The 16,848-nt window shown below is 56.3% G+C and carries 14 protein-coding genes and 1 pseudogene; 9 read left to right on the forward strand and 6 right to left on the reverse strand.

Annotated elements, in window-relative coordinates; all coding sequences use genetic code 11:
- From G565_RS24860 to G565_RS27755, 3 genes and pseudogenes are all read right to left on the reverse strand, one after another.
- Nucleotides 1-237: transposase family protein (locus G565_RS24860; RefSeq protein WP_169579676.1), on the reverse strand; the 237-nt coding region annotated here is incomplete at its 3' end.
- Between the two features lie 91 nt (nt 238-328).
- Nucleotides 329-937, reverse strand: a pseudogene (locus G565_RS24865) (toll/interleukin-1 receptor domain-containing protein); the annotation flags it as partial.
- A gap of 15 nt (nt 938-952) precedes the next feature.
- Nucleotides 953-1,072 (reverse strand): SEFIR domain-containing protein, encoded by a 120-nt coding sequence (locus tag G565_RS27755; RefSeq protein ID WP_211227219.1) that lies wholly within the window; start codon nt 1,070-1,072, stop codon nt 953-955.
- A gap of 1,311 nt (nt 1,073-2,383) precedes the next feature.
- Between G565_RS27755 and G565_RS24870 the strand changes: the two genes are divergently transcribed.
- On the forward strand, nt 2,384-3,133 hold the full coding sequence (locus G565_RS24870) for a glycerophosphodiester phosphodiesterase family protein (RefSeq protein WP_051208243.1): 750 nt from the start codon (nt 2,384-2,386) through the stop codon (nt 3,131-3,133).
- Between the two features lie 15 nt (nt 3,134-3,148).
- On the opposite strand, the gene G565_RS0118290 is transcribed toward G565_RS24870, so the two are convergent.
- Entirely contained in the window at nt 3,149-4,984 is a 1,836-nt protein-coding gene (locus tag G565_RS0118290) for a methyl-accepting chemotaxis protein (protein WP_084649456.1), read from the reverse strand.
- Between the two features lie 189 nt (nt 4,985-5,173).
- On the opposite strand from G565_RS0118290, the gene iadA reads away from it, so the two are divergent.
- From iadA to G565_RS0118330, 8 genes are all read left to right on the forward strand, one after another.
- Nucleotides 5,174-6,346: a beta-aspartyl-peptidase gene (iadA, locus tag G565_RS0118295; protein ID WP_028672155.1), complete on the forward strand. Its 1,173-nt coding sequence runs from the start codon at nt 5,174-5,176 to the stop codon at nt 6,344-6,346.
- A gap of 67 nt (nt 6,347-6,413) precedes the next feature.
- Nucleotides 6,414-7,373 (forward strand): GlxA family transcriptional regulator, encoded by a 960-nt coding sequence (locus G565_RS24875; RefSeq protein ID WP_037340225.1) that lies wholly within the window; start codon nt 6,414-6,416, stop codon nt 7,371-7,373.
- A 410-nt stretch (nt 7,374-7,783) separates the two neighbouring features.
- Nucleotides 7,784-8,989, forward strand: coding sequence for an aspartate aminotransferase family protein (locus G565_RS0118305; protein WP_028672156.1), 1,206 nt, complete (start codon nt 7,784-7,786; stop codon nt 8,987-8,989).
- A 386-nt stretch (nt 8,990-9,375) separates the two neighbouring features.
- The gene (locus G565_RS0118310) at nt 9,376-10,389 is read left to right on the forward strand and encodes an arginine N-succinyltransferase (protein ID WP_028672157.1); all 1,014 of its coding nucleotides are present in this window, start codon (nt 9,376-9,378) and stop codon (nt 10,387-10,389) included.
- 15 nt (nt 10,390-10,404) lie between these two features.
- Nucleotides 10,405-11,457, forward strand: coding sequence for an arginine N-succinyltransferase (gene astA / locus G565_RS0118315; protein ID WP_028672158.1), 1,053 nt, complete (start codon nt 10,405-10,407; stop codon nt 11,455-11,457).
- On the forward strand, nt 11,450-12,919 hold the full coding sequence (astD, locus tag G565_RS0118320) for a succinylglutamate-semialdehyde dehydrogenase (RefSeq protein WP_028672159.1): 1,470 nt from the start codon (nt 11,450-11,452) through the stop codon (nt 12,917-12,919). Before astA ends, astD begins: the two co-directional genes overlap by 8 nt.
- Nucleotides 12,916-14,256 (forward strand): N-succinylarginine dihydrolase, encoded by a 1,341-nt coding sequence (gene astB / locus G565_RS0118325; RefSeq protein WP_028672160.1) that lies wholly within the window; start codon nt 12,916-12,918, stop codon nt 14,254-14,256. Before astD ends, astB begins: the two co-directional genes overlap by 4 nt.
- A 172-nt stretch (nt 14,257-14,428) precedes the next feature.
- A complete protein-coding gene (locus G565_RS0118330) occupies nt 14,429-14,932 on the forward strand; it encodes a response regulator (RefSeq protein WP_028672161.1) in 504 nt (167 codons plus the stop codon).
- A gap of 449 nt (nt 14,933-15,381) precedes the next feature.
- On the opposite strand, the gene G565_RS0118340 is transcribed toward G565_RS0118330, so the two are convergent.
- Together G565_RS0118340 and G565_RS0118345 are read right to left on the reverse strand one after the other, a co-directional pair.
- The gene (locus G565_RS0118340) at nt 15,382-15,657 is read right to left on the reverse strand and encodes a hypothetical protein (protein WP_028672163.1); all 276 of its coding nucleotides are present in this window, start codon (nt 15,655-15,657) and stop codon (nt 15,382-15,384) included.
- 72 nt (nt 15,658-15,729) lie between these two features.
- Nucleotides 15,730-16,848, reverse strand: a 1,119-nt coding sequence (locus G565_RS0118345) for a leucine-rich repeat domain-containing protein (protein ID WP_211227220.1), incomplete at its 5' end; no start/stop codon positions are given.

Here is a 16,848-nt window from a genome sequence, read left to right on the forward strand (position 1 = left end):
TGGAAGCTGGGCGTGCAAATAGGTTGAAAACTGCATGGTATCAAGGTGACGCCAAGTTCTGCGTTCGCGATCATCGTGCTTTGGGCATACCGTTTCACATTCAGGACATATACCCGAACCATCGGCGTACTCGATTTCAATATCAACGCGATTGCCAAGCATGTTCAGGTCTACTGAGCTGATTTCCCAGGGGGATTTTATGCCGAGGAGTAACGCGTAATGATCTTCGATTTCCACAGACATGGCTCCTTAAGAATCTGGTGCGGTCAGGCCTCGATTATACTGGAATTCCACAAGAATTTACGAAGAGCCAAATTTGTTATGCCGCTTACTGGCTAGTGAGCTTGTTGTGAAGTGCATACTGCTTTCCTTTCGTTGTGAGGTAAACATCGTTGTCTGGATCTTGTGTGAGCAGCCCTTTCTGTAAAGCTTCGTCAATCTGAATATCTAGCAGGAGTCGAGACATACCCACTGATTGAACAAGTTGGCCATAGTTCATGTAATCATGGGATTGATTCTCGAACATTGTAACGATTGCACGCATTAACTCTTTCAGTGTATCAACTTGTGGTTCAGGCTTGCTTTGTCTAACTGAGACAAACGGGTTATTGCCAACAGGCGGCTTAACAAAGAGCGGGGCACCATGAAGATTTCGAACTAGCTCATCGAATCCAAACTCGAACTGTTCATCTCTTGAGAGATCTACGAATAGTTTGGACGTAAGAAATGTTGGTACTACGTGGCTCCCCTGCTGACGAATAACAGGGACAACCTTGTTAGAATCGATCCCCTTCATTAAGTCAGCAGTCACAATCATTTTTTCATAGCCTACACCGCCATCCCCTGCATTAGCTTTTTCAACATACCTTTCAGTGCATATCATTACCACGCGATCACAGTTAACGAGGTTTGTTTCCATAAAGTGAGGAAGATCATCTCCGGGCCCAAGCTCTCATTGATCCACAATGGCATCGATTCCTGAGTTTCTTAATCTCGTAGCTATATCTAGCACCCACTTCTTGTGTAGTTGAGAATCATGCGAATATGAAATGAAAACTCGGGGTATGGTCATAATCTTCTCTCAGCTACTCCGTAAATGCATAACAGCCTTTTTTCATTGTCATCACAGCCCCTTATTCCGGCAGATCGTACTTTTAACCAATCAGACTGTTCATGCTCCAACCCCAGCTATACTGGGCTTGTAGGCTGCTACGACTAATTCAAACACCCTACATCAAACCGAGAAAAGCGTCGTATCAGACACCTATTCTCGGAATCACCGTCGTTCGAGACGCATATTCCGGTTTCTGCGGGGTTATACGTCGCCTTCGGCTTGTAATTGCGGTACCAGTCAGCCGTTACTTGACTTACCAAACAAAAATAGCGATTTAGTCACCTTGTCACTCTGTGATGGGGTTGGCAAGTATTTATCGACCAGTGGTGGGAGTTCTGTGGTTCGTCTATTTCCTGTCGCGCAGGGGACTGCCCTCCTACGGGTTAATGCCTGAATCTGGCAATTGCTTAGGCCACGGCCGGTACCGGGTTTCGCAGCAGGCAGGGATGCCTGCGGTAGGGCTTGGTGGGGCTGGGATGCCCCTGCAAGACCGGGCGAAAGTCGGTGGCGGTTGGGGCCGGGTTTTGGCTAAACATTGGGTTAAACGGTAGGAAGTGAACCCTCTCCCCAGCCCTCTCCCATGGGATGGTCGAGAGCGGTTAGTTGGTGGTTTGCCGAGGGTTTCGGCAGTGGTGTGAATCTGTGGTTGGTTTATTTCCTGTCGCGCAGGGGACTGCCCTCCTACGGGGTCTAAGCCAAAATCTCGCAATTGCTTAGGCCCCGGCCGGTGCCGGGTTTCGCAGCAGGCATGGATGCCTGCGGTAGGGCTTGGTGGGGCTGGGATGCCCCTGCAAGACCGGGCGAAAGCCGGTGGCGGTTGGGGCCGGGTTTTGGCTAAACATTGGGTTCAACGGTTTGGTTTGCTCCCCAAGGGTCTTCGACAGGCTCAGTCCGAACGGAATTAGGGTCTGTGGTTCGTTTGTTTCCTGTCGCGCAGGGGACTGCCCTCCTACGGGGTCTAAGCCAAAATCTGGCAATTGTTCAGGCCCCGGCCGGTGCCGGGTTTCGCAGCAGGCAGGGATGCCTGCGGTAGGGCTTGGTGGGGCTGGGATGCCCCTGCAAGACCGGGCGAAAGTCGGTGGCGGCTGGGGCCGGGTTCTGGCTGAACATTGAATTCAACGGTTGGAAGTGAACCCTCTCCCCAGACCTCTCCCATGGGATGGGCGAGGGAGCGGTTAGTTGGTGGCAGCACCGACTGCGACTTGCACGATTGATACAGAAGAGGAAAATAGTCGGCCTATCCAGCCAGTAGCCACACGAGGCCCCATCATGTCATTACTCATGCCCGCTCTAATCGGCCACCGGGGCGTTGCCAGCGAAGCGCCCGAGAATACCGCCATTGGTCTCAAGCGTTGCAAGCAACTCGGTATTAAGTGGGTGGAACTGGATGTCACCCTGGCCGGGGATGGCAGCCTGGTGATGATGCACGATGAAACACTGGAACGGTTCCGCAAGCCCACCGAACGCATCAGTAAGATGGACAGGGAAGCACTGTTGAAGGTGGACGCCGGGGAATGGTTTTCGCCGGTGTTTGCCGGTGAGCCCCTGTTGTTTCTCGACCAGGCAGTGGATCTGGTGAAAACACTCGGCATGGGGCTGAACCTGGAAATCAAAATAAACCCGGATCTACCGGTTGAAGCGCTGGTTGATGGCGTGTTGGCCACAGAAGGGCTAGACGCCCTGCAACACGGGGACCGTTTGGTAGTGTCCAGTTTTGATCACCAGGCCCTGGCTCGTGTCGCGGCCAGCAAACCGGAGTGGCCACTGGGCGCTTTGTATGAAGGGGTTAATGCACAGTGGCGTGACAGCCTGGTCGGCTTTACGCCTTACAGCATTCATACCGACTTCGAGACGCTGACCGATGATCTGGCTGCCGATATTCGCTCCGAGTACCCGCTGTATTGCTACACCGTGAACGACCCCATTACCTTCAAACGCCTGCTCGATAAAGGCGTCAACGGCGTGTTTTCAGACCGCGCTCACGCTCCGGATTTGCACGCACTGATCACACACCCCTGACCCCGCGCAAGCCAGTCACACCTTAAAGCGGTCGGCCTGTTCACGCAGGCGGTCGGCGTCGGCCGCCATGGTCCGTACGCCCTCTACGGTGTGCTGGGCCTGCTCTGCCACCTGAGCAATCAGCGTGGCAATGCTGGTGACACTGCTGTCGATCGAATCGGTCGCTTCGGCTTGCTCCTGAGTCGCCTGCGAAATGTGTTCATTGGTTGCGCGAATGTCACCCACAACGGTTACGACCGAGCGCATGGCTTCCCCGGCGCTGGCGCTGAGCGTGCCCGCCGAAGCGGCTGATTCTACCGCGCGCTGCATCGCCGATACGGTGGTACCGACCTCGGTCGAGAATTCAGTCACCATGGTTTGAATTTCTTTGGACGACTGCTCGGTCTTCTGCGCCAGCGTGCGCACCTCGTCGGCGACCACCGCAAAGCCACGGCCCTGCTCTCCCGCTCGTGCCGCTTCAATGGCCGCGTTCAGCGCCAGTAAGTTGGTCTGTTCCGATACGCCCTGAATCACATCCACCATGGCGTGAATGTCTTTGGTGCGGTTCGCCAGGGCGTTCAACGTACCCGAAGCTGCGCGGATTTCCTGTTCCAGTGCATTTACCTGCTCACCGCTGGCGGCTGCCTGGTCACTGCTGTTTCGGCAGGCGGTTTCAACCTCCAAGGCCCTACTGGCGGCTTCCGAGGTGTTCTCGTTAATGCCGCGTACCGTGGCCGACAGTTCATTAATGGCGGCGGCGACCAGGTCGACCTCCGAATTCAGGCGGTCCAGTATCTGGCGAATGGATTCGTTGGCCTGTGAATTCTCCGAGACTTTCTCTGCCATTGAGGCAGCGCTGCTGCGCACATCTTTAACAATGTCGCTGAAGCTGGTCAGCATATTGTTGAAACTCTTGGCAATGCGGCCCACTTCATCGCGGCGTTTCAGGTGCACGCGCTCGGTCAGGTCGGCGGTTTCGTCGATGTGCTTGATCGCCTTTTCAAGCTGCAATACCGGCTGACTGACCGAGCGCGACAAAATAAACCCGACAACGATGAACAACACACTGACTATCGCCGCCGTCACCCAGCCCTGGCGCTGGGTTGAGCGGCCGCGATCAACCATGGTTTCAATGCCGCCAATCAGGGATTCACTGCCATCGGCTACTTCTGCGGCTGCCTGCTCCACATCCAGTACCGACGCTTCCAGGCTGCCCAGTGCCCCGGTCACACTGGTGTTGGCAGCAACCACGGCCTCGGAAGACAACATGGCCACCACTTCCATCATGGTGTTCATGGAAATGAAGTTACTCTGGGTGCTCTGCACAATGCGCTGGCCTTGCTCTGCATTGCCCTGTTCAAAGGCGGCCAAAGCCCGTTCGATGTTGGTGTTGAAATCATCGAGGTCGAGCAAAAACACATCAATGGCCTCAGCCAGCTCTTCGTCGAGCTCGCCCAACGCCTGCACCGCTTCACGCAACTGCACCTCGGCGCGGTCGCCCTCACCAATATCAGTGGATGACAACGAAGCCGTTGATGCCAGACGCCAGAACAGAAACGCCGGGTACCGCTCCAGCGCTACGGCCGTAGCCTGCTGAACCTGCACTGCCTGTAACTGGTCGGCCAGCGCTTGTTGCTGCTGCTCTAACTGGCTCTTTTGCTGCTGCAACACCTCGCTCTGCCGGTCCAGCGTGGTGCGCTGTCCGTCGACCAGGTCGGCCTGGCTCTCACTCTGGGCCACCAGATCCTGAACGCCCGCCATCACAAACGCAAAGCCGAGCAGCAACAACACAACCAATACGGCCACCAACACCTGGGTGCGCACAAACAGCGTCCAGTTGCGGGGGTTCGCCCGGGTCATAACAGACATCATTTCACTCCAATCGCACGCTGGTTCGTTCAGCGCAGGTTTACATCAGGCACTCAGTATAGCTTTAAAAACACACGCCTCGTTTTCATCATTGCGGCCTACGGCGCCACAGCGCCTTGGTGGGAGGGCGGCAGACACGTATGATGGCCGACACAATGCCAATAACCTTTCAGGACAGGAAACCGACTCGATATGCTGACTTTGATCCGTGGCGCACACCTTTTGGCCCCCCAAGACCTGGGCACTCAGGATGTGCTGATTGCCGCCGGCTCCATCATCGCCATCGGCACTGATCTGAACCTTACTGGCTCGGTTGACATAGAGGTTATCGACGGCCGGGGGCAATTCTTGACACCGGGCCTGGTCGATACCCTGACGCACATTACCGGCGGTGGCGGTGAAGGCGGCTTTCATACCCGAACGCCAGCCATGGGATTCAGCGATGCCATTGGTGGTGGCGTCACTACCGTGACTGGCGTACTCGGAACCGATGCTGTTTCAAGAACCCTGCCCGACCTGCTCGCCAAAGCCGCCGGGCTCGAAGCCGAGGGGCTGAGCGTGGTGTGCCACACCGGCTCCTACCAGGTACCGGTACGCACCCTGACCGGTAGCGTGCAGCAAGACATCATGCTGATCGAACGGTTCATCGGTGTGGGCGAAGTGGCCATTGCCGACCATCGCGGCAGCCAGCCCTCCTGGCAGGAACTGGCCCGCATTGGCGCCGAAGCCCGGGTCGGCGGCTTGCTCAGTGGCAAGGCAGGCATTGTCAGCATTCATGTTGGCGAAGCGAATGAAGGCTTGTCACTGCTGTTCGATGTCGCCAACCAGTCAAACATTCCCCTCAGCCAATACTACCCGACCCACATGAACCGCTCGCCCGAACTGCTGCAGGATGGTCTGCGCTTCATTAAAGGCGGCGGCAGCATCGACTTTACCGCCAGCCACACCCCGGAGATTCTGGAAGCCGGTGAACTCAAATGTGCCCACGCACTGAAAGTCGCCCTCGACCGGGGTGCCGACGAAGACCGCCTGACGTTCAGCACCGACGGCCACGCCAGCCTGCCGCACTTCAACAAAGAAGGTATACTGGAAAGCCTGAAAGTGGGTGCCATGGATGCCATGCTGAATGAATTTCGCGACGCCGTGCTGGACGAAGGCGTCGACCACAGCGTCGCGCTCAAAGCCGTCACCGCTAACCCGGCCCGGGTGCTGAAGCTGCCCAAGAAAGGACGCCTGGCCCCGGGTTGCGATGCCGACCTGCTGCTGCTCGATAAAGACAGCCTGGCGCTGAGACGGGTCATGGCCAAAGGCGACTGGTGTCTGGCCGACGGTGAATTCCTGAAGTCAGGCACCTTTGATCGCTAAGCACCGACTGTTCTGCCAAGCCAGACCCTATAAACAGCAACGATGTCCCACCCGAGGAGCGCATCAGGTGACACAACGCATTGGTTTTATCTTACTGCCCGGCTATTCCTCCATGGCCTACGTTTCCGCGATGGAACCCTTGCTGGTGTGCAACGAACTGACCGGCGAAGATGCGTTCAGCACCTTTACCGTAGCGCTTTCCGGCAACAAAACCTTCTCCAGCCTTGGCAACCGGATGGATACCGACTTCAACCTGGCCGACGCCCCGGATGCCGATGTCTGGATCGTCGCCGGCACCTCACCGGCCCGGCACCCGGCCACCCCGGGGCTGGAAGAATTTCTGCTGTCACGACCCACGCGCTGCTCGCTCGGCGGCCTGGCATCCGGCACCTATGAGCTAGCACGACTGGGCCTGGTCAACGGCTACCGGGCCGTGGTGCACTGGCTCAGTTACGACGAACTGCTGAAGGAACACAAATCCATCCTGCTCGCCTCAGAACAGTTCTGCATCGATCGCGACCGGCTCACCTGCCGGGGCGGCAGCTCCAGCCTCGACATGATGCTGATGTGGATCGCCCGCAACATCAGCGCCGAAACCGCCGAAGCCGTCTCGCGCCATTTCGTGAACGAACGCCTGGGCATACCGTCAGACACCGTGCCGCAACAACTGAGCGAGCGCACCCGGGCCGAGCAACCCAAGCTCGCCGAAGCGCTGGAACTGATGGACGCCAACATCGAAGAACCGCTGACCACAGACGACATCGCCTTTCACGTCAAAATCAGCCGCCGCCAGCTGGAACGCTTGTTCAAAAAACACCTGAGCGCCGTACCAAGCCGCTACTACCTGCAAATCCGATTGGAAAAAGCCAGAAACAAGCTTCTGTCCTGCTCGGAGAGCATCGCGGAAATCGGCCTCAGTTGTGGCTTTTCCTCCGGCGCCCACTTTTCAACCGCTTACCGCAACCAGTACGGGTTAACCCCGTCTGAAGACCGAAGCCTGCATCAGAAGATGTCGATCGATAAGTAACTTGTTTGAGCCGCCATCACCAGAAAATTCCTGGCTGTTCAACCAGAGGATTAACTAGGACTACCGGGTGCAGCTACAGAAGACCGTAATGCCGCATGGATGCGGCATCCGAGCCCCCAGGGAGGGGTTTACGGCGTGTCTTCTGTAGGCGTACGCGGTGGTCCGATAGGCACACTGCAATAGCAACCCGCTAATCGAATTGCCCGCGGAATTTCTGACTCATGGCACTATAGGCAGTTCAGACGATATAACCTCGTGTCGCACCCCCGTAACCATTCAGGCCCGACTTTCTCTATGATAGACGGTATAGCGTTCCCGCCGACCCCAACCGGTTGGCCGGTAGAACAGACCCGATAATCGGTTGCTTCGCCAAACCACCCAGGCGCCAACCTTAACCAGTGGAAATCGAGATGAGCGAAATTACCAGAGCACAATTTGATGACGTCATGGTCCCCAACTACGCCCCGGGCAAAATCATTCCCGTTAAAGGCAAGGGTTCACGCGTCTGGGATCAGGAAGGCCGCGAATTCATCGACTTCGCCGGTGGCATCGCCGTAAACGCCCTGGGCCATGCCCACCCGGCTCTGGTAGAAGCGCTGACCACACAAGGTCAGAACCTCTGGCACCTGGCCAACGTCATGACCAACGAACCGGCCATTGCACTGGCCAAACGCCTGACCGAGCTGACCTTTGCCGACAAAGTCTTCTTTTGCAACAGCGGTGCCGAAGCCAACGAAGCGGCGCTAAAACTTGGCCGTCGTCACGCCTTCCTGAACTATGGCCCGGAAAAGAATGAAATCATCTCCACACTGGGTTCCTTCCATGGCCGCACCCTGTTTACGGTATCCGTTGGTGGCCAGCCCAAATACAAGGAAGGCTTCGAGCCAACTCCAGGCGGCATCAGCCACGTGCCCTACAACGACCTTGAAGCCATGGCCGCCCAGATCTCCGACAAAACCGCTGCGGTGATCGTAGAGCCGATCCAGGGTGAAGGTGGCGTTACGCCAGGCAAGAAAGAATACCTCGAAGGCGTTCGTGCCCTGTGCGACAAACACAATGCCCTGCTGATTTTCGATGAAGTGCAAAGCGGCGTCGGCCGTACCGGTGAATTCTACGCGTACCAGAAATACGGCGTCGTACCAGACATCCTGTCGACGGCCAAAGCCCTCGGCGGTGGCTTCCCGATCGGTGCCATGCTGACCACCGACAAATGCGCTGAAAGCCTGGGCATCGGTACTCACGGTTCCACATACGGTGGCAACCCCCTGGCGTGTGCCGTGTCATTGGCGGTCGTCAATGAAATCACCAAGCCTGGCGTACTCGATGGGGTTGAAACCAAAGCACAACGCATCCGTGATGGCTTGACAAAGATCAACGACCAGTACGGTATCTTCAAGGAAGTGCGAGGCCTCGGCCTGCTGATCGGCGCTGAACTGACCGAAGACTGGGCCGGTCGTGCCAAGGATTTCCTCGGCGCTGCTCTGGATGAAGGCCTGATGATGCTGATCGCAGGACCCAACGTCATACGCTTCGCGCCGTCACTGATCATCCCGGATGAAGACATCGACGAAGGCCTGGCTCGCTTTGAAAAAGCGGTTGCCAAGCTGGTTAGCTAAGTAAAACCTCAAACTTCGGGGTTAGGCTGTACTTTGGTGCCAGGAGTTCGTGCCAGGCGCCGGGTATACCTCTCCGGGGTCGGCATGGACCCATCCATGGGGCCTAGACTGCAGCATCCTTGCTGCAGACTTCCCCGGATAGGTATACCCGGCACCTGGCACTCAATTGGTAGCGAACTCCGACAACTGAGTTCGCTACAGGCTAGCGCTGGTTGGCTGGGCTGCTCTTGCGGGGATATCTGAGGCATGGACGCCGAAGTTAAGCCTACATGGAAGTATTTACGGCGACCCCGCAAGAGCAGCCCGGCCATCCATCGCGGGTTTAAGCTAACAGCCAATTTGAATTCCGAAATTTGAGCTTTAAGCCCTTAATGAGAGGATTCACCATGCTCGTTGTTCGCCCGAGTAACTTCGTGGACCTGACCAGCATCGAACGATTGCTGAATGCCACCGATGCCCGCGTGACAACCCTGCCTAAAGACAGGGATAAACTGTCGGAAAAAATCGGCCAGTCTGACGACGCCTTTAAATCCGGGGTTGACCAGGAAGGCCCGGCGTCGTTCCTGTTTGTACTGGAAGACACCGACAACCAAACGCTGATGGGCACCTCGGGCATCGATACCGAAGCCGGTGGTGGCTATCCGTTTTTCAATTACCGGATGGATGCCGTCGTTCATGCCTCGCATCACCTCGACGTCAGCTCCAAAGTACCCGTATTGTTCCTGTCGCATGAACTGACCGGCAAAACGCTGCTGCGCTCATTCTCGATCGATCCGGAACACAAAAACTCCGAAGCCTTCGACTTGCTGTCGCGCGCCCGCCTGTTGTTTATGGCGTGCCTGCCCGAGCGGTTTCATCGCGAAGTGATCATCGAGATTCAGGGCATTTTCGACGACAAGGGCGACTGCCCGTTCTGGGATGCCGTAGGCCGGCACTTCTTTGGCATCGACTTCAACACCGCCGACTATTATTGCAGTGTGAAAAGCAAAACCTTCATGTCGGAACTGATTCCGCAGCACCCGATCTACGTACCGCTGCTGCCGGAAGTGGCGCAAGGCAACATTGGCCAGAACCACGAAGCCGCCAACCGGGCCTGCCAGTTGTTCTACCGCGAAGGGTTCAGCAAAACCGTGTTTATCGACCCGTTCGATGGCGGCCCGGTGCTGACTGGCGAGTTGAATAACCTCTTTACCCTGAAGCAGGTACGTCACAAAAAAGCGCGACCCAGCGATGTGGTCGGCGGCTTGAAATACCTGATCAGCAATCGTTCACTGAGCGATTTCCGCTGCACCATCGGCACCCTGGTTGACGGCATTGGCGAGACCATTCGCATCCCGGAAAACGTCGCCGAGGCCCTCAACGTCAAAGAAGGCGACCCCATCGCCTACGCGCCGCTATAAGGAAGGAATACGACTATGTACATTCGTCCGGTAGCGCCAACCGACATCGACGCGCTGTGCACCATGGCCAAAAATTCCGGAGTAGGGGTCACTACCCTGCCGGATAACCGCCAGAAAATGCAGGCCAAGCTCGACAAAGCCGTGGCTTCGTTCAACAAAGAATTGCCCGAAAAAGACCGGCTCTATCTGTTCGCCATGATAGACCCGGCTACCGATGAAATCGCCGGCATTTGTGCGCTCGAAGCCAGCATCGGGCACGATGATATCTGGTACAACTACCACATCGGTAAAACCGTGCATGCCTCCAAAGACATCGGCGTGCACAAGATTACCAAAACGCTGTACCTGAGCAACGACCTGACCGGCAGTTCCGAAATCTGCACCCTGTTTCTAATGCCCGACTTCCGCCAGAACCAGAACGGGCAGTTGCTGAGCAAAAGCCGCTACCTGTTTCTGGCTGAATTTCAGGAACTGTTCGGCCGGGACATCATTGCCGAAATGCGTGGCTTCAGCGACGAAGCAGGCCGTTCACCGGTATGGGAAAGCCTGGGAAGACACTTCTTTCAAATGGAGTTTTCCGATGCAGACTACCTGACCGGACTCGGCAACAAGGCCTTTATTGCCGAGCTGATGCCCAAGTTTCCGATCTACGTACCCATGCTGTCGAAAGACGCCCAGGAGGCGATCGGCAAGGTACACCCGGACACCGAACCCGCTCTGTCCATGTTGAAAGCCGAAGGCTTTGACTTCAACGGCTATGTGGATATTTTCGACGGTGGGCCCACCGTTTCCGCCCGCGTGACCAACGTGCGTGCGGTTAAAGACAGCCAGCTGTATACCGTCGCCGTACAGGATGACACACCGGCACCCGACCTGACCCGAAAAGACGGTTTGTCACTGGTCTCGAATCGCCAGTTTGAGAACTACCGGGTCAGCCTGATCAATACCGCGGCCATCGATGGCACCACCCTTCACCTAAGCACGGCTCAGGCCAGAAACCTGCAGGTAGCTGCAGGCGATTCTGTACGCGCCGTCGCACTGAGACCCCGGAGACCCTCCGATGACTGACGCAAGACTCTTTATTGGCGGCCAGTGGCACACCGGCCACGGCGAACACCTGGAATCCATCAATCCCATCGACCAGTCAGTCGTTTGGGCCGGCAATACCGCCAGCGCCGACGATGTCGATTTGGCGATTACCGCAGCCCGCGCCGCCTTTGCCGACTGGAAACACCGCAGCCTCGACGAGCGCATCGCCATTTGCCGTCGTTTCGCCGAAGGCCTGAAAGAAAACCAGGAAAAGCTGGCCCGGGTGATCGGTAGCGAAACCGGCAAGCCGCTTTGGGAAGCGCGCACGGAAATTGGTGCCATGGTCGGTAAAATTGAAATCTCGATCAAAGCCTACAACGAGCGCACCGGCGTCACCCGCAGTGAATTGCCCGATGGCGAAGCCGTATTACGCCACCGTCCGCATGGCGTTGTGGCGGTATTCGGCCCCTATAACTTCCCCGGCCATTTGCCCAACGGGCACATCGTACCGGCCATTCTCGCGGGCAACACCGTGGTGTTCAAACCCAGCGAAATGACGCCGAAGATGGGCGAGGAAACCGCGCGCATCTGGGAAGCCGCTGGCTTGCCCAAGGGCGTTATGAACCTGGTTCAGGGCGCGAAGACCACCGGCATTGCCCTGGCCGGGCACCCCGGCATTGACGGCCTGTTTTTCACCGGCTCCTCAACCGTCGGCGAGATTCTGCATAAGCAATACGGCGGCCAGCCAGGCAAGATTCTCGCTCTGGAGATGGGTGGCAACAACCCGTTGATCGTCGATACCGACATCGATACCGACGCAGCCCTACATCATGTCATCACCAGTGCGTTCATTTCAGCCGGGCAGCGCTGCACCTGCGCACGGCGCGTGTTCATCGCCAAGGGTGACGAAGGCGATGCCTTCCTGGCGCGTCTGATCGAGGCCACCCGCAACCTCAAAGTCGGGCACTGGGATGCCGACGACCAACCCTATATGGGTTCTGTCGTGTCCCTGCCCGCCGCTGATGCCTTGATAGAAGCCCAGCACATGCTGATCCGCAAAGGCGGCCGCAGCCTGCTGGAAATGACCCGCTTCGAAGAAGGCACCGCGCTGCTGACTCCAGGCATCATCGACCTGACCGACGCCAGCGACGTGCCGGATGAAGAATATTTTGGCCCGCTGCTGAGCATCTACCGTTACGACAGCTTCGACGACGCCATTGCCGGGGCCAATAACACCCGTTACGGCCTATCCGCCGGCCTGCTGTCGAACGACCGCGCCCGTTACGACCAGTTCATCGACGAGATTCGTGCCGGCATCGTCAATTGGAACAAGCCGATCACCGGTGCCAGCAGCGGCGCGCCGTTCGGCGGTGTTGGAGCCAGTGGCAACCACCGGGCTTCAGCCTATTACGCGGCTGACTATTGCGCCTACCCGGTTGCCTCGATGGAAAGCCCGACAATGACCAAACCCGACACCACCGCGCCGGGAATGAACCTATGACCGCATTTGAAATGAACCTCGACGGCCTGGTCGGACCAACGCACAACTACGCTGGCCTTTCGTACGGGAACATCGCCTCACTGAGCAACGAGAGCGAAGCCTCGAACCCGAGGGAAGCCGCCAAGCAGGGCTTGCGCAAAATGAAGGCCCTGTCGGATCTGGGCCTGCGCCAGGGCATTTTACTGCCGCACGAGCGCCCGGCTATCTGGGCCTTGCGCGAGTTGGGCTTCAGCGGCACCGATGCCCAGGTTCTGGAGAAAGTCGCGAAACAGAACCCGGCGATATTAAGTGCGGTTAGCTCGGCATCCTGCATGTGGACGGCCAATGCGGGTACGATCTCGCCCAGCGCCGACACGGCCGATGGCAAAGTGCACTTTACCGCCGCCAACCTGAACGCCAAATTTCACCGGTCGATCGAACACCCGACCACAACCCGTATGCTGCAGTCGATCTTCCGGGATGAGCGCTACTTTGCGCATCACGATGCCCTGCCTGCGGTCAGCTTTTTCGGTGATGAAGGGGCCGCCAACCACACCCGTTTCTGTGGCCAGTACGATGGCCCGGGAGTCGAACTGTTTGTCTACGGCCAGGAAGCATTCAACCAAAACGCACCGCGCCCGCACCGGTTTCCGGCACGCCAGACGCTGGAAGCCAGCCAGGCAGTCGCCCGCTTGCACGGCCTGGGTGAAGACCAGGCGGTATTCGCCCTGCAAAAGCCCGAGACCATCGATGCCGGTGTGTTCCACAACGACGTCATCGCCGTTGGTAACCGCAATGTGCTCTTCTATCACGAGGAAGCGTTCGCCGATACCGATGCCGTGCTGGACGAACTGCAGCGCAAGCTGGGCGACGTCAAACTGATCGCCGTCAAAGTTCCGACGGCCGAGGTATCGATTCAGGATGCCGTGCGGTCTTACCTGTTCAACAGCCAGCTGTTAAGCCTGGCCGACGACAGCATGATGCTGGTCGTACCCGGCGAATGCCGTGAAACCGGCCCGGTCGCCGACTTTCTGGACCGCCTGATGGCCGACACTGGCAACCCGATCAACCGGGTCGAAGTGTTCGACCTGAAACAGTCGATGCAAAATGGTGGCGGCCCGGCATGCCTGCGTTTGCGTGTCGCGCTGACCCAGACCGAGTACGAGGCCATGCACCAGGGCATCATTCTCACCGATGCGCTGTTCAACTCGCTGAACGACTGGGTTGACGCCCATTACCGTGACAGTCTCAGCCAGGCTGATCTGGCCGACCCGCAACTGCTGATCGAGAGCCGCACCGCCCTGGACGAGTTGACCCGCCTGACTGGCGTTGGCGCCATCTACCCCTTCCAGCGCTGACCCCAATAGCGGGCTCATCCGAGCCCGCTATTTTCCCCAGAACTAAACCCAAATTATCGTCAAATTGCCTTTGCATTGTTCAAAAAAAGCACTATCTTTAATGAAACGACTAAGGATGGCAGCCCGTGCCTGACTGAAACTCAGTCCCGGAGCGCATACAGGCGAGACTTCAATGGCATCGATAAATTGGCTAGACGAAAAGACCAGGAACGGTGAAGAACCCCCGAATACGGGCTGGCAAGTGCTTGTAGTAGACGACGAACCCGAAGTCCATGCGGTGACTCGCCTCGCCTTGCGTCGCTTTACCTTCGAAGACCGCCCACTTGTCGTTCATACCGCCTCCAGCGGCCATGAGGCTTTGGCGATCGCCCGCGAACTGGGTGAAGACCTGGCGATGGCCATCATCGACGTCGTCATGGAAACCGACCGCGCCGGTCTCGACCTGGTGAAAGCCATTCGCGAAGAAGTCGGCAACCACCTCACCCGCCTGGTCCTGCGCACCGGCCAACCCGGCAGCGCGCCGGAAACCGATGTCGTGCGCGATTACGACATCAACGACTACAAAGAAAAAACCGAACTCACCGCCCAGAAATTCCACACCATGATGTACGGCGGTCTGCGCAATTACCGTGATCTGCGGTTAATGCAGGGTGCTGTGTCTGCCAAGACTCACTAGTAAGCCTCTGGGTCATGAATCGAGATGCGAGCACTCAGTCGACTTAAGCATAAACCCTGGCCCTGCGCCAAGTCAGGTACATGCCTTTACCGTAATCTCCAATCAGCCCCTCATCGTGTTGAACATCGATGCTGAGAATGCCAGAGTCTGCGTTGCGATACTGTGAACCTGGTGTGCTGTAACAAGCTAAATAATCGGCTCTACCCGGGGCTTCCCTGCTACTGAAGATCATAGTCTGGTCTGAACACATCGATGTTCGGCCACTTCCTTTCTTTGTCATTCCCCTCAAAAACGACTGTTTACTTCCTATAGCACAGTCCTTTCAATCTCTACCGGGTTGGGTGTCACTGCTGTCTCCCTCCGGGACTCCACATCAGTCTTTTGTCTGGCTTAGCCAGACCCGGAAACCTTAGTGTAGGAGCATTCTCACTTGCTCCAGAGACTGCTATTTACTCCCAAGCTGGTTGAGTACAGGGCTTCAGATCGTTGCAGTGAAAGTAATCATCACTGGCTGTTTCTTTCATCTGGCTGATGTGCTCAGGCAACTCGGTTAGGTCGGTGTCGGGTAAGCCGAGATAAGACACATTTTCGATGAAAGGAATTTCATTGAAGTCTGTGATATTCGTCATATACAGGTTCAGGCCAGACAGACCGGTCAGCTCTTTCAAGGGCATTACCGTGGTAATGGGCACCCCCCCCAGATTCAACGTTTGGAGACTGCCCATCTCGGCCAGGTACGCCAAATCATCATTGGTAAAGTCAGTACCACTGATGCTGAGGTGCTGCAGTTCGGTGAGCTACGGCAACAAGTGCCACTGGGTGAAATTGCTGAAATCCAAACTCAGGTGTCTGAGATTTTTAGCACCGAGGATAAACCCAAAATCATCCAGCTGGGCTTCCGATAAATCCAGGTATTGCAGGTGTTCAGGAAGGTCCAGTTGGGACAGATCGTTATCGGTTACCCGGGGCATCAGCAATTGAACCAGGCCTTCAGGTAAATGAACACGAGACAGGTCAGAGGGCACACTCGCTTCGCCCAGAAATATACTTTTTAGGTTCGGGAGTGATTCACCATCCAACCGAATTCGCTCGATACTGCTACCAATGAGGTTTAAAGTTCCGAGTGAGGAAAGTTGAGTAATGGTCAGACTTTCCACATCGCTGTGGGTTACAAATATCGTCTCAAGCGTATGGGCGCAATCAGCTGTATTAAAATCACCCAGTAGACCCGAATTAATATACCGAATAAATTCCAGTTCAGGGTAATGACAAACTGCGCTAGCATTTTCTATAGCCGAGGCATGCACATGAAATGCTTTTAACGGAAGTTCAGAACTGATCCAGCTCACATCAAAGGGTTTCTCAACAGTGTCGACTACTTTTAGGAAAACTAAATCCACCATATTGTTAATTACATCAACATCATCTTTAGTAACTTCAATAAAGTCGTCAAAAACCAAATGTCCATCCCTATTCCATGTTGGTGCTATGGCGCCATTAGCCCCTTCGTGTACAAGGGACCAAGTATACGGATCCACTAATAATGGCTGTTGAACCATCATTCCAGGATATAGCCAAGCTACCAAGCCCTCTTCAATATAAAGTGCCTGATACTCTTCCAAGATAGAGGAATTACGATAGATATAGTCTTTTGATGCCTTGCTGTAATAGCTCGTGCTATTCAATAATTCCACATCCCCAGGGTCCGCAAATGCTTCTATGCTCTCCACCGTCAAGGGCAGTTCAGGCAAAGGTTTGGCGGTGTCTGCACAGGCCAGCATAGCGGCAGCAGTCACCGCCAATCCCATACAATACGTGAAGGCAGTTCTCATCCGTTTGTCTCCAGTTGCACCAGTGCATGGGTTCTCTGATACCAGTTTTCCAGAAAAGCCCGGTAGGTATCCTGATCGAAAGGC

Origin of the sequence: Saccharospirillum impatiens DSM 12546, assembly GCF_000423605.1 — a bacterium.
Classification (GTDB): domain Bacteria; phylum Pseudomonadota; class Gammaproteobacteria; order Pseudomonadales; family Natronospirillaceae; genus Saccharospirillum; species Saccharospirillum impatiens.

Coding starts and splice junctions, on each gene's coding strand:
- G565_RS27755 (WP_211227219.1), bottom strand. CDS start 1,072: ATGACCATACCCCGAGTTTTCATTTCATATTCGCATGATTCTCAACTA.
- G565_RS24870 (WP_051208243.1), top strand. CDS start 2,384: ATGTCATTACTCATGCCCGCTCTAATCGGCCACCGGGGCGTTGCCAGC.
- G565_RS0118290 (WP_084649456.1), bottom strand. CDS start 4,984: ATGATGTCTGTTATGACCCGGGCGAACCCCCGCAACTGGACGCTGTTT.
- iadA (WP_028672155.1), top strand. CDS start 5,174: ATGCTGACTTTGATCCGTGGCGCACACCTTTTGGCCCCCCAAGACCTG.
- G565_RS0118305 (WP_028672156.1), top strand. CDS start 7,784: ATGAGCGAAATTACCAGAGCACAATTTGATGACGTCATGGTCCCCAAC.
- G565_RS0118310 (WP_028672157.1), top strand. CDS start 9,376: ATGCTCGTTGTTCGCCCGAGTAACTTCGTGGACCTGACCAGCATCGAA.
- astA (WP_028672158.1), top strand. CDS start 10,405: ATGTACATTCGTCCGGTAGCGCCAACCGACATCGACGCGCTGTGCACC.
- astD (WP_028672159.1), top strand. CDS start 11,450: ATGACTGACGCAAGACTCTTTATTGGCGGCCAGTGGCACACCGGCCAC.
- astB (WP_028672160.1), top strand. CDS start 12,916: ATGACCGCATTTGAAATGAACCTCGACGGCCTGGTCGGACCAACGCAC.
- G565_RS0118330 (WP_028672161.1), top strand. CDS start 14,429: ATGGCATCGATAAATTGGCTAGACGAAAAGACCAGGAACGGTGAAGAA.
- G565_RS0118340 (WP_028672163.1), bottom strand. CDS start 15,657: ATGGGCAGTCTCCAAACGTTGAATCTGGGGGGGGTGCCCATTACCACG.